At 53.7% G+C, this 12903-nt stretch carries 10 protein-coding genes and 1 riboswitch; of the genes, 7 read left to right on the forward strand and 3 right to left on the reverse strand.

What is annotated here, in order from left to right:
* Positions 1-18: 18 nt before the first annotated feature.
* Positions 19-1044: an NAD-dependent epimerase/dehydratase family protein gene (locus tag JMJ04_RS19715; RefSeq protein WP_201372131.1), complete on the forward strand. Its 1026-nt coding sequence runs from the start codon at positions 19-21 to the stop codon at positions 1042-1044.
* Here JMJ04_RS19715 and JMJ04_RS19720 read toward each other — a convergent pair.
* The gene (locus tag JMJ04_RS19720) at positions 1039-2436 is read right to left on the reverse strand and encodes a glycosyltransferase 87 family protein (RefSeq protein WP_201372132.1); all 1398 of its coding nucleotides are present in this window, start codon (positions 2434-2436) and stop codon (positions 1039-1041) included. The two genes, JMJ04_RS19715 and JMJ04_RS19720, sit on opposite strands and share 6 nt — an antisense overlap.
* 427 nt (positions 2437-2863) lie before the next feature.
* Between JMJ04_RS19720 and JMJ04_RS19725 the strand changes: the two genes are divergently transcribed.
* The 5 genes from JMJ04_RS19725 to JMJ04_RS19745 all read left to right on the forward strand — a co-directional run bounded on the left by JMJ04_RS19725 (position 2864) and on the right by JMJ04_RS19745 (position 6532).
* On the forward strand, positions 2864-3349 hold the full coding sequence (locus JMJ04_RS19725) for a redoxin domain-containing protein (protein ID WP_201372133.1): 486 nt from the start codon (positions 2864-2866) through the stop codon (positions 3347-3349).
* 199 nt (positions 3350-3548) lie between these two features.
* Positions 3549-3714: riboswitch (FMN riboswitch) on the forward strand.
* Between the two features lie 279 nt (positions 3715-3993).
* Positions 3994-4143: a hypothetical protein gene (locus JMJ04_RS19730; protein WP_201372134.1), complete on the forward strand. Its 150-nt coding sequence runs from the start codon at positions 3994-3996 to the stop codon at positions 4141-4143.
* 8 nt (positions 4144-4151) lie between these two features.
* A complete protein-coding gene (locus JMJ04_RS19735) occupies positions 4152-4862 on the forward strand; it encodes an ABC transporter permease (protein WP_201372135.1) in 711 nt (236 codons plus the stop codon).
* Positions 4863-4915: 53 nt separating this feature from the next.
* Positions 4916-5935: an ABC transporter substrate-binding protein gene (locus tag JMJ04_RS19740; protein WP_201372136.1), complete on the forward strand. Its 1020-nt coding sequence runs from the start codon at positions 4916-4918 to the stop codon at positions 5933-5935.
* Positions 5936-6178: 243 nt separating this feature from the next.
* On the forward strand, positions 6179-6532 hold the full coding sequence (locus JMJ04_RS19745) for a hypothetical protein (protein ID WP_201372137.1): 354 nt from the start codon (positions 6179-6181) through the stop codon (positions 6530-6532).
* 105 nt (positions 6533-6637) lie between these two features.
* On the opposite strand, the gene JMJ04_RS19750 is transcribed toward JMJ04_RS19745, so the two are convergent.
* Together JMJ04_RS19750 and JMJ04_RS19755 are read right to left on the reverse strand one after the other, a co-directional pair.
* Complete coding sequence (locus tag JMJ04_RS19750; protein WP_201372138.1) at positions 6638-8698, reverse strand: serine/threonine-protein kinase; 2061 nt, start codon at positions 8696-8698, stop codon at positions 6638-6640.
* 489 nt (positions 8699-9187) lie between these two features.
* A complete protein-coding gene (locus JMJ04_RS19755) occupies positions 9188-11137 on the reverse strand; it encodes a serine/threonine protein kinase (RefSeq protein ID WP_201372139.1) in 1950 nt (649 codons plus the stop codon).
* A gap of 668 nt (positions 11138-11805) precedes the next feature.
* Between JMJ04_RS19755 and argC the strand changes: the two genes are divergently transcribed.
* On the forward strand, positions 11806-12873 hold the full coding sequence (argC, locus tag JMJ04_RS19760) for an N-acetyl-gamma-glutamyl-phosphate reductase (RefSeq protein WP_201372140.1): 1068 nt from the start codon (positions 11806-11808) through the stop codon (positions 12871-12873).
* The last annotated feature ends 30 nt before the right edge of the window (positions 12874-12903 follow it).

Here is a 12903-nt window from a genome sequence, read left to right on the forward strand (position 1 = left end):
GGGTGGAAAGGGAAGATAATGGTCAAGGTATTAGTGACGGGTGGTTCTGGTTTTCTGGGAGGGCACCTGGTGGAGATGCTGCTGGAGCGTGGAAATGAGGTGCGCGCCCTGGTACGGCCCACAGAAGATAGCGCGCACCTGCGTTCCCTCAAGCAGGTAGAGATATGTTCTGGCGATATCTGTGATCCCCTCTCATTGAGACGCGCCGTACATGGCGTGCGCTATGTCTATCACACCGCAGCTCGGACGGGACCCTGGGGCATTGAGAAAGAGTATCATGATGTCAATGTACAGGGGACGATCAACCTGGTGAAAGCGGCACTGGAGGCTGGGGTCAGGCGGATTATCCATACGAGCTCGATTACGGTCTATGGGCATCACCTGTTTGGGAAGATCAGCGAGGAGCATCCCTTGCACGCGGAGAATAACCCTTATAGTCGCAGTAAGGTCGCCGCAGAGTTGGCCTTGCTGCGCTTGGCAAGGGAGAGAAAGGCGCCGATTGTGATTGTGCGTCCTGGCTGGATCTATGGTCCACGCGATTGGGCCAGCTTTGGTCGCCTGGCGGGGTTGATCCAGGCGGGACGGGGCGTCATCTTCGGGTCGGGGCAGAACATTCTGCCCGCGATATATGTACGTGACGTGGCCCAGGGCATGATCCAGGCTGCCGAAGCAGGAAAGCAGGTGCTTGGGGAGGCCTATACCCTGGTCGATGATCGGCGCGTCACGCAGGCGGAGGTTTTTCAGTTGATCGCCAGCTACCTGGGAGCAAGGCCTATTCGCTGGCATCTTCCCTACTGGCCAACGTATGGCGCGGCGTGGGCGGCGGAAAAGCTCTGGGGCCTACCTGGACCGGGTCGTGTGGGGCCGCCGCCCCTGACGACCTATGGCGTCACGCTCTTTGGTCGTGACCAGTATTTTGCTTTAGAAAGGGCACGTGCGCAACTGGATTTTGTACCCGCGTATGACATTACCCGCGGGATCGAGGAGAGTGTAAGCTGGTACTTGCGGGAGCAGAAGTTACGCCAGGGCATGAGTGAGCTATGAGCGCAAGACCTGGGTCTCCGTTATGTGCTGTGTCTCGCGTATCCTGAACCAGTTGGCAAGGTAGGCCAGGGTTAACAGGACGAAGAGCAGATTGCGTAGCGCGACCCACTCAAAAAAGCCTGGCACCTGCATAATATCAGGCGAGCGAGAATAGAGGTAGGCATAAATGAAGGTCGTCAGAGCTGAAATGGTACCCCAGCAGAAGAGCCAGAGTCCCTCCGCAGAGTAGACATAGGCCAGCAGTGGCAGGAGCCAGATCAAGTACTGGGGGCTGAATACCTTTCCAGTCGTGATAAAGACCAGGTGTAACGCGATCAGCGTTTGCCCTAGGCTGAGTCTGCCGCGCCACTGTAGGTAGAGCGTATATGCGTAGCCAAGAACCAGGCCTAACGTGCTCAACTTGGAGACGATATCCCCCAGCGCGCTATCCATATTAAGCGAACCAAAGTCATAGACAACTCTGAACGAAACGCCAAAGCGGCTGGCAAGCCAGAGGAGAGAACTGCCGCTTGCCTCTACCTGGAGGGGGCGCTTGAAGAAGTAGCTTAGCTGGCTGAGAACGGCCCCATCAAAGTTTAACAGCGCAAAGCCACTGGTGAGAACGACCAGGCAAGCCAGGAAGAGCAGACAGTTGCGCCACGACCAGCGGCGAAATTCGCGTAGGGTCAGCCAGAGCTGGCGCGGGATATCACGCGGTTTGAGACCAGTTGGAGGTCGGTGGAAGCGTCCCAGGGCGCGTTGTTCAGCGATAAAGAAGGCTGGAAGTAAGAGTAGAGGATAGAGTTTCAGGAGTGTTCCGATGGCCAGGGCGAAATAGGCCATGGTCCAATGTCTGCGCTCAGCGGCGATCAAGGCCACCAGGGTAAGCGCCGCGGGCAGGATGTCGAAGCGTACCTGAGTCGTCGCGATAGCTCCAATGAGCAGATAGAAAGCGCAGGTAAGCGCGGAATTGCGAGGCCCGTAGCGTAGCAGGAGCCAGTAAATAAGGAAGGCCACGAGTGACATCAAGAAGGCAAAGACAAATTGATAGTAGGAGAGGGGAGCCAGGAGCGCCAGCGAGAAGGGGATGAGGGTAAGCGGTGGGTACTCAAGGGGCAGCATGTGAAAAGGCGCTTGCAGGATGCTCCCTTGTAGAAAGGCGCACTGCTTAACTGGCAGGCGTTTGAGCGCATCACCACCGAACCAGAATGACAGGGCATAGCACTGGTAGCGCGCGGGATCGCTTTTGGGGAGAAAGAGCTGCCAGGATGTGCCCACAAACATGGCGATGGTAACAAAGATAATCGGGGTATAGGAAACAAGATCGCGCGGATTATGCATATACGCAAGCAAAGATGAGAAAATGCCGCGCTGTTTGTGGGTATAGTCGAGATGTAGCTCTTTCTGTGACACGATAACCAGCCCCTCTCCGTCAATGGTGCAATGTGTATTGGTAAGTAGAAACATGCATAGTCAGTCTATAGGTTAGTATAAAGGCCTGCTTTAACCATGTTTGTTGATGTATGCGAACTTACTTGTTGTACTCCGGTGTATCTGATGTATAGGACTGCATAAAAGGTGTTTTGAGCTCTGGCAAGCAGCCAATTATGAGTCACGAGCAGGATAGGCCCTGACGCTACACCAGCACACAGATCTTGATTGGTGGTATACTTCAACATGGTTTCGCGCACCATACAAGACGAGCCATGTGCATGTCAGGTAACCAGAACGCGGACACGATCTCGCTATTCGTTGCCTGGGAGAGTATAGTGGGTAGTATCAGTCTGAAGATATCGTCCACTCTATTTGTGTTAGAAGAGGGAAGGTTAACACAAAGCCAATGGATACTAGAAATCGCACCGAGACAAAGACTTTAAAGGTGGGCGACGTCGCCCCCGATTTTACATTGAAGACTGAAGGGAAAGAAGATTGGCGCCTCAGCGATTTTCGCGGTAAAAAGAACGTCGTTCTCGCTTTTGTGCCTTTCGCGTTCAGCAGCGTCTGCTCCGCCCAGTTGCCCTCATACGAGGCCGACCTGGAGCGTTTCAAGGATTATGACACTGAGGTAGTTAGTATCAGCATGGATAGCCACTTTGCCCTTGAGGCCTGGCAGAAGTCCATGCAGACATCTTTCCACCATCTCTCAGACTTCTATCCCCAGGGGAAGGTTGTAGACCTGTATGGGATACGGCATCCCGCGGGTATGTCCGAGCGCGCCCTCTTTGTCGTCGACAAAGAAGGCATCATCCGTTATATTGAGATCCAGCATGCGCCGGGTGAGATGCCCGACAACGAAGACCTCTTTGAGGCGTTGCGCAAACTCTAAGATCTTCTTCCGAAATCCAATGTCACTCTCATGACTAGCGCTTTGCCCCCCATTCGGGGTTAAACGCTCAGGGTTTTCGGATCAGAAGTAAGCAGCAAAAAAGCGGCCTGGGCGAACGTACATTCGCCCAGGCCGCTTTTTTGCTGCTTAGAAAATTCCCCTTGCGTATTGGTGGTGTCTGTGGCATACTAAGGAAAAGTAAGACCTTCGGGGCAGGGTGTAATTCCCGACCGGCGGTATTGCCAATGTGGTTCGTAAGGAACTAGTGGCAGAGCCCGCGAGTCCTCAGGCATGGAAATGTCTGGCGTGATTGATTCGGTGCGAATCCGAAGCCGACGGTATAGTCCGGATGGGAGAAGGTTTCTATAAGGACCAGTTTCTACTTATCCAACCAATATCTGCTGATCTGAAAGCCTGAGCGCGGAGCGCTAGTCACGTGAGTGATGTTGGATTTCGGAAGAAGAACTATTAAAGGTTGGTGAGTGGCGTAGTTATCACGCATATCTGTGATGCATGCGGGCTATGTTCTATATGGTCGTTACTGCTCTCCCCCAATGCCTCCCCGAATCAGTTGAATTGACGGATCTCTATGCCTTGTTCTGGCTGAGGCCTGTCAGTAGAGCTATCGAGGGATGTTCATGAGCATGACAACTTCTACGCACCAGCACGCTGTGCTGCCTGAGCACGAGGCAGCGGCTGTGCGGAGTGAGGCGCAAGCGCGACGAAGTGCTAGCCGCGCCTTCCAGGTGCCCAGGCGCAATTTTACCTGGATGCTATCGGTTATTCCCCCCTGATCCTGGCTGTGGCCCTGCTAATTGGCTGGTTTGTGAGCAGCGCCTATGGGCATGTCAACACTCTGTTCTTGCCTGCGCCAGCCGATGTCTTGGATAGCTTGAGCAGCGGCTTTAGCTCGGGAATATATCTCAGCAATCTTTGGGTTACAGTGCAGGAGAGCGTGGTAGGCTTTCTTCTGGCGCTGGCGCTTGCTTTGCCGCTAGGATATGCCCTGACTAAGTCGCGTGTGCTTGCCGCGGCCATTCATCCTTACCTGGCGGCGGGCCAGGCCATTCCAGTGGTCGTGATCGCGCCGTTGCTGGTCTTATGGTTGGGCTATGGCTGGGTCCCCAACATGTATGTCTGCGCGCTCGTGGTTATCTTTCCCATGGTGGTAAATACCATGCTGGGGGTGCAGACGATAGATCGCGCGCTGACAGATGCGGCGCGTGTGGAGGGAGCTGCTGGTTGGGCCATGTTTGCGCATATCGAGTTTCCCCTGGCGCTGCCCTCGATTATTGCGGGCGTGCGTACGGGATTGACGCTCTCCGTCATGGGGGCGCTCGTGGGTGAATTTGTCCAGGGAGGAGACCAGGGTTTGGGATCGTTGCTCCTGGTGGCAAAGAATCAATATAATACACCGCTCATGTTCGCCACGCTTGTGGTACTGGCGGCTCTGGCGGTCTTGTTCTATAGTAGCACCTGGTTGCTTGGTAAGCTGGCTCAAGTGGTTTACTAAGCCAGTTGTAATCAGACTTTAAAAGATTTTTAGGGAGAATGGAGTAATCCACGATGTCTGCACGTCATCGTTCTTCAACTGTGGCAACGTTCGGCATTCTTTCGCTGCTATTTATGCTGTTGATAACGGCATGCGGGGGAACGTCCACTACAAATACAAGTTCTAATTCATCCTTGCAGGGAAAACAGGCGATCTCGATTGGCCTGGGTTATGTCCCTGATATTCAGTTCGCGCCGTTTTACGTGGCAAAGTCAAAGGGCTATTATAGCCAGGCAGGGCTGGATGTCACCTTCCACCACGGGATTGTGCCTGACTTGATTGGCTCAATGGTCGCCGGGAAAAATACATTTGTCTTCGCTGGTGGCGATGAGCTTTTGACCGCGCGTAATAGCAACAAGCAGATCAAAGCGCTAGATGTCGCCACGATCTTCCAGAAATATCCGGTCAGCTTGATCGTACCCGCAGACTCCTCGATTAAGAGCCTGAGCGATCTGAAGGGGCATACCATCGGCGTTCCTGGAGCCTATGGCTCGACCTATACGGCGCTGCTGGCCTTCCTCTACAAAGCGCATCTCTCAACCTCGGATGTCAAGATCCAATCGATTGGCTTTACCCAGGTGCCCGCGCTGTTGGCGCATCGTGTGGATGCCGTGATGGGCTACTCGAACAACGAGCCGCTGCAACTGGAGCAGCATGGTCTCAAGGTGCGTACCTTCCCGATCTCCGATTATCAGCCCATTGTCTCAAACGGCATTATCGCGCCCGAGGAGATCTATCAGCAGCAGCCAGCCATGGTGCGCAGCTTTGTGCAGGCCACACTCAAGGGGCTACGTGACGTAATTGCCAACCCTGACGAGGCCTTGCAGGTGAGTCAGAGCTATATCCCCGGCATGAATACCACGCAGGCGCGTGCAGTGTTAAAGGCTACGATTCCTATCTACCAGGGGGATGGCAAACTGGGCAATAATGATGATGCCACCTGGCAGTCTATGGAACAATTCCTGGTCGCGGAGAAATTGATTACGCCCGTTGATAATCTCACATCTGTATACACCAATAAAACGGTCGCCTAAGCTAGTTGTAGTTAGCAAGCCGTTGTATGACGCAAACATGCTCCCTCTCATCGTTAATGAGAGGGAGCATGTTTATATGAAAAACCTACGTTTCGGGCTAGGAGCTAGTGAGATAAAAGGACCGTTAACACATATGCACATTGCATACTAGGTGCTTTGTGGTGTATAAAGGCGGTAGGATAGTCTTTGTTCTGACTATTTTGTCAATCAAGCGATGATTTTCAAGCGATTGCGAGGGAATCCATGACTCATAATTCTGATCGCTGTAGCCAGCTCCGTACGCTTCACGATCACCTGACCAATGAAGTAAAAAATATGCGTGAGAGTCTTCAGAGGGCGCAGCAGGAGGGCATTAGCACCTCAGCAGAGTCGCTCAATACGCTCCGAAGCCTTCAGGCTGCTTTAAATAACATTTCGCGCGAACTACAAAAATGCCCTCCCGAAAAGAGCGAGGAGAGCGCGACCGAGGGGGAGAAGTCAATCTTACTGCGCCAGGTGAAAGCGGTCTTACCGGAACAGCGAGTGCGTAACTGGTTCCCTGACTCCGTGCAGCGCGACGATGAAGAGAGTATCGTGGACGCCATGGAGCCGCGATAGGCCTGGAGTCATAGAAGGGAGCGCTACTGACGTACGTGCCTACACGTTCGGGGCAGGTATTCGCACCCCAGTGTAGGCGCGTACGTCAGTAGCGCTCCCTTCTTATTAGGCGGCGAAGACCTGCAAGTTTTTCAGGGTAACGTGCGAGCCGGGAGTGACAAGAATGCCAATTGCGGCATTCGTACTCGTTCCGTTGTTGGCATTCCCCCAATACGTTCCATCCACGGTATAGGTATAGCTTGTCCCCAGCACCTGAACATCCACGGTGTGTGCCTTGGTAGTATCGCCCTGTGTTGGACCCGAGGCGAGTTGTCCCTGGCTTTGCCAGGAGGAGGGATCATAGTTGTCGCTATGCCAGTTGCCTGTCGAGAGAATAAAGACATTTGACGTCTTGCTATCGGGCAGGTTGCGGTAGAGAATGCCGTAGTCACCGCTGGCGCTCTCGATCTGAACCTGGATAATATAATTGCTCGGGAAGGTCTGACCTGATGGCAGACCTGTCAGGAGGAGGACGCCTGTGCCACCATTGCTGCTGAGTTCAACGTTAGTGTCATGACAGGTCACGGTGAGATTGATTTCGTTCCAGGTGCCTCCATGTTTATCGCATGACTTTCCAGGTAGATCGGTCCCATAGACACGGTTTCCAGCGGAGACCTTTGCTCCTGGTAACGAAAGTGGTCTGGGGGTCGCGGTCGCGGTAGGCGTCGACTTGTTTGTCAACGTCACGTCATGCGTGGGCTGGGCTGTTGGTGCATTGGAGGCTGTTTGGCCGCCAGCAAAATGCTGATAGGAGGCAACCGAGCCGATGATGATCAAAAGCACCAGGAGCGCTCCTCCAAGTGCGACTGCCAGTGGCTGGCGACGCGCACGAGGACCCTGGGGTCCAGGCTGAGGTGAGGGCTGGGGCATGGGCGAGAATGGTGGCGGACTCAGCGGTGCGTTGGTACGCGGCTCTCTCATCTGGGGAGAGGCCGGTACCTGTTCAATGACGGGCTGGGGCCTGGGTGCCACCTCCACTTTGGCTGGCATAGGAGGCGCTGGTTCGTCGTGTTTGCTTTCAACCTGGGCAACAACGCGTGGTGCGGCCTCTGTCGAGGCGTTGTAAATTGTCGTTGGCGTATTTTCTAGCTGAGTAACCGCATCATGCTCAATGACGGGCTGAGGGTGTTTGCCCTCAAGGTGCTCTTCGGTGTTGGGTGTGCCCTGATCGGGTAACGTGACAAAGACAGTCTGTGCCTCAGTGATGAGTGGTGTACGCTGTGACAGCATTCCTGCTTGCGAAGGAGTAGTAAGCGTGGCCTTGAGAATCCGGGCTAACTCGCTCGCGCTATTGTAGCGTTCGGCAGGATTTTTTGCTAGCGCCTTCATGACGATACCCTCGATCTCAGGGGTGACCTGGGGATTGAGGGCGGAGAGAGAGGGAGGAGTCTCAAGCGTGTGTTTGATGGCAATCGCGACTGGGGAAGTGCCAGTGAAGGGGACCTGTCCTCCCAGCATCTGGTAGATCATCACGCCAAGGGAGTAGATGTCGGTACGGTGATCGACATCTTTGCCGGTGCCCTGTTCGGGCGAGAGATATTCAGGGGTGCCAACGATTGTGCCGGCGCTGGTCAAGCCCTCCTGACTGGAGCGCCCCTTTACGCCACTTTCGTGTAGGTCGCGTACAACTTTGGCCAGGCCAAAATCGGCCAGGAGTACCCGGCCATCGGCATGGAAGAGAATATTGGCTGGTTTGAGGTCACGATGGATAATACCTTGTTTATGAGCGGCCTCAAGTGCGTCGGCAGCCTGCTCGATAATGCGCGCGACCTCATCAAAGGGGAGGATGCCTCGTTCTTCGAGCAGGTCGCGCAGGGTCCCTCCTGTGACGTGAGGCATAACCAGGTAGGCCATATCCTCCTGCTCGCCATATTCGTAGAGCGGTAAAATATTAATATGGTCGAGGGCCGCGATAGAATCGGCCTCTCGCCGGAAGCGTGCGAGGAATTCTTCTCGGGGTCGCTTGTCCATAAGCGTATTGGGCAGGAGTACCTTCACGGCGACAGTGCGTCGTGGACGGCTCTGTTGTGCTAGATAGACTGCGCCCATGCCACCTCGTCCAATAAGGCGTCGGATTGTGCATGTTCCGAGCGTTTTGCCTATCAGATCATTTGTATCTAAGATCACGCTCGTAATGTCCTCTCAGAAAATAAGCTTGCTGCTGCTGATATGTAAATGCATTTAAATGTATTTTATGTCTGGGTAAGGCAAATGTGTTTTTAAATCATGTACTTTGTACTATTGTTTGCTGTTGACCCCACTACCACTGAGTCTACTCGTACTTATGCTCATCATCCAACCTGGCTAGCCTGTGCGCACACATGTACCCTACTACTATAACCACTTCTGCTGAGAAAAGCCAGGAAAGTAGCGAAGAAGTACGGAAATACGTAAGAAAAGCTGATACCTGTGACGTATCCGGCACTCATTATAGTATATGTCCAGCAATAAGGAAAGTTTTCCAGGCCTTTTTCTGTAAATAGGTAGGTGGAGACCTCCTCTATCGTGCATGTATAGGTGAATACTAGCCTTGTAGAGTGATGCATGAAGATTGGCCAATACGGGCTATCTACCCGGCTCAGATATGTTTCTTGTTATCGAAATGCGTAAGGATGATTAGACCTGGTAGAGCGTAAAGCTCTGTACGGTGATGCTTGCACCTTTATCGACTGCGATGCCAGCGGTTCCCTGAGCATAGGTGGTATCTGTTATCTCTCCCAATTTGTGCCCGTTGGCATAGAAAGCGAATGACTGACCATTGGCGATAACCGCGAGGAGGATGGCGGCATGGGCATTGCCAAGATTGCCACCCGCTAGCTTCGTCGGTGCGCCTGTGTTGTTGTCGTACACATAGGTGTTCCAGGTGCCATCAGGGTGGACAAGAAGCGTGTAGACACCTGATTGCTGTCCAGGTTGATTGCGGAAGTAGAGGCCGAAGTCGCTGCTGGAGGTGTTAGCTTGTTGTAATTGGGCCTCGACAACGTAGTTGGATGTATAGGCCTGCCCCTGTATCTTGCTGAGAAAGGTGCCTTGAAGCTGTGCCGTTGAGGCTGTGTTGCGAATCACCGTCTGGTTGCCGGAACAGGTGATGCCGACGCCATTGTAATCACTCCAGGTCCCCCCATTATGATCACAGCTCTGACCCACACCCATTGCTTGATAGAGGTGTGCTCCATGCGGAACCTGAGATGTATCTGGTGTCTTTGTGGCAGGCGCGGAGGTGCTTGTCGTGGAAGGTGTATATTGTGCTCCCCTGGAGGTTGTTGCCGTCGTATGTCCAGAAACGGATGTCGCTGTCGGCGAGGACGCAGGGCTGTTTCTGGTGAGGAGTTGCTGTGCAAAGACAACGCTACCCCCAAGGAGAAGAAGAATGATTATCATAGTGAGCCCGATGGTCCAGGGGGAGCGTCTCCGCGTTGCCTGTGGTGCATAATATGCAGGTGTATAAGGATGCGGTTGTGGTTGTGTCTGACGGCTCCCTACCGCGTAGGGAGCATAGGTGGCGGGCGTATCCTGCCTGTTGTTAGGCCGGTGAGAAGCTGATTCTGGCTGGGGTTGCCACCGCGGCTGCACTGGTGGTTGCTGGACTTCGGGCGCGGCAAAGGGTGGAGGTACTGGTTGCGCTGAGGCGTTAGAGAATGCAGGTGCCTCAGTACTGTGTGCAGAAATCTCAGTAGGAGGTTCTACCAGCTTGAATGTGCCTGGGGAGATCGCGGCCTGGTGCAGGTCACGCATGAGAGCTTGTGCCGATTGATAGCGCTCCTCGCGCTGCTTAGCACATGCCTTTTGCAGAATTTCATCGTAAACCTGGGGGAACTCGGGACGCAACTGGTGTAGTGAGGGGAGTGGTTGCTGAACATGACTCATCGCCAGGGCATAGAGCGTTGTGCCAGGGTAAGGGAGACGCCCACTCAAGAGCTGAAAGAGCACGATCCCAAATTCGTAGATATCGGCCAGGTGATTTATCTCTTCTCCCAGCATCATTTCGGGCGCCATATATTCAGGCGTCCCTGGCAGCATACCTGTGGTTGTCAGCGTGGGCATTGTGCCCGGTTGATCCTGGAGGATGCGAGCAATGCCAAAGTCAGCCAGTACCAGGCGACCATCGGCGTGCAGCAAGAGATTGGATGGCTTGAGATCGCGATGCAGAATACCTTGAGAATGAGCGTAGTCAAGGGCTGAGGCTGCCTGGTTGCCATAGGTGAGTACGGTATTGAGCGGCAGGCGCCCCTCACGTGCCAGGAGATCGCGCAGACTTCCGCCGCTGAAGTAGGGCATGACGAGATAGGCAAAATGCTCTTGCTCACCGTATTCATAGATAGGGGTGATATTAACGTGCTCCAGGCGCGCAACAATGTTAGCCTCGCGGCGAAAGCGCTGGAGAAATTGTATGTAGTGTTCGGAATCTGTTGAGCCAGGTGGCTGAAGAATCTTGACCGCGACTTTGCGAGCGGGGAGTTGTTGTTGCGCGAGGTAGACCGCTCCCATGCCTCCCCTGCCCAGGAGACGCTCCAGAGTGTAATTTCCAAGTTTTGTACCGATGAAATGATCTGTCTTCTCAGCCATAATCTTCCCTGCCATATTGGTTTTTAGTTTTTTTATGCGAAGTATGTGGAGTGCTATGTTTGCTGAAATAGGACTTTTGCAATGTTCTGCCAAGAGAAGAGTGGAATACCAATAAAACTGTTTTTATTGTATGCTATGCTAATCATAAGAGCAAGAAGAGAGCCCTTTGGATAGCATAAACACTACCGAGAGCACATATGTGTGTATTTCGGCCACTTTTTCGGCTTTTGGCGCACCAGAGTTCCTGGTGGGGGAAAAGTTGGTTGACATTGCCACCCCTGGCTGTTATTCTTGGTCATAATAGAACATAAACTGAAGATCCTCGTATTCTCTCAGTAGTATAGTGTTTTTTGCCCGTGATGACCGGAAGAAGTATGAGGTGCCGAGCCAGACAGCGATCCGACGTCCAGTGCAAGGTCGGAATGGAGTAGCCCTCAGAACGCGTCCGCGAGCGGCTGGCGGAAGAAAATCGTCTCGAGACGATAAGTATGCCGGGTGTGCGGCTCACACGTAAGTTTTTGAGTCGAAATGAGTGGTCTTTACTCTCAATTGAGGAAAGGCAAACTGGGTGGCACCGCGGGAGCCAGGCTGTAGCTCTCGTCCCTGTATCAAATGATAGGGATGAGGGTTTTTTTTGTTCCAATATCTTAACTCTTGGGGGCCAGATAATGATTTCTACCGCTATTATTAACGTTACTAGTTATACCGGCCTGGAACTCTTGCGCCTGCTTGCGCAGCATCCTCAATTAAAGGTTACCTCTGTCACCGCACGCAGCCTGGCGGGCAAGACGCTGGCAGATGTCTTCCCACAACTGCAAGCGCTTGCAGCCACGACCGCGATTGACCCAACGATGGTGATCGCGGAGGAGCCAGCACAGACAGACCTGGCGTTTGTCTGCTTGCCTCATGCCGCCGCCGCAGAGGCGGTCGTACGTCTGCTTGAGCGCGGTACAAAGGTCATCGATCTCTCAGCGGACTTCCGCCTGCATGATGTAGCGGTGTATGAAGAATGGTATAAGCATACCCATCCTGCTCCAGCCTTGCTCGAAAGCGCGGTCTTTGGTCTCTGTGAGCGCTATCGTGAGCGGATCGCAGGGGCTAGCCTCGTCGCCAGTCCCGGTTGCCACTCAACCACCGCCATTCTTGCCCTGCTACCCGCTTTTGCCCGGGGCATTGTAGAGCCAGACGTCATCGTGGACTCAAAAACGGGCATTAGTGGCGCGGGCCGTGGCTTGACGCTGGGGACACATTTTGCCGAGGCGAACGAAGATATGAGTCCCTATAGTGTAGGCGGTCATCGGCATATGCCCGAGATCAAGCAAGAGTTGCTCGCTGCTGCCAGGGATGGCGGACATGCACTCTCCGATATCCGCATGACATTCCTGCCGCACCTGGTACCCATGACGCGGGGCATCCTGGCGACTTGCTATGCCACGCTTGCGCCAGGTGCTGTAGAGAGCCTCTCGTCAAAGGCTATCGTAGAGTTGTATCGCGAGTATTATGCAGGCGAGCCTTTTGTGCATGTAGTGGATCAGCCACCTCATACCAAGTGGGCCTATGGCAGCAATCATTGTTTTATCTATCCAACGCTTGATGCCCGAACGGGACGCCTGATTGTAATGTCCTGCACCGATAACCTGGTTAAAGGCGCGGTGGGTCAGGCTATTCAGAACGCGAACTGTATGCTTGGTTGGCCCGAGAGTCTGGGTCTGGCAGGGGCTGGTGTCAATCCCTAGTCTGAAAAAATGTATGCAATGTGATCCCTC

The sequence above is a fragment of the Ktedonobacter robiniae genome (genome assembly GCF_016587375.1).
In the GTDB taxonomy this organism is placed as follows: Bacteria; Chloroflexota; Ktedonobacteria; order Ktedonobacterales; family Ktedonobacteraceae; genus Ktedonobacter; species Ktedonobacter robiniae.

Bases quoted from the DNA above. Each gene is read 5' to 3' on its own strand.
- JMJ04_RS19715 (WP_201372131.1), top strand. From the start codon at position 19: ATGGTCAAGGTATTAGTGACGGGTGGTTCTGGTTTTCTGGGAGGGCAC.
- JMJ04_RS19725 (WP_201372133.1), top strand. From the start codon at position 2,864: ATGGATACTAGAAATCGCACCGAGACAAAGACTTTAAAGGTGGGCGAC.
- JMJ04_RS19730 (WP_201372134.1), top strand. From the start codon at position 3,994: ATGACAACTTCTACGCACCAGCACGCTGTGCTGCCTGAGCACGAGGCA.
- JMJ04_RS19740 (WP_201372136.1), top strand. From the start codon at position 4,916: ATGTCTGCACGTCATCGTTCTTCAACTGTGGCAACGTTCGGCATTCTT.
- JMJ04_RS19745 (WP_201372137.1), top strand. From the start codon at position 6,179: ATGACTCATAATTCTGATCGCTGTAGCCAGCTCCGTACGCTTCACGAT.
- JMJ04_RS19755 (WP_201372139.1), bottom strand. From the start codon at position 11,137: ATGGCTGAGAAGACAGATCATTTCATCGGTACAAAACTTGGAAATTAC.
- argC (WP_201372140.1), top strand. From the start codon at position 11,806: ATGATTTCTACCGCTATTATTAACGTTACTAGTTATACCGGCCTGGAA.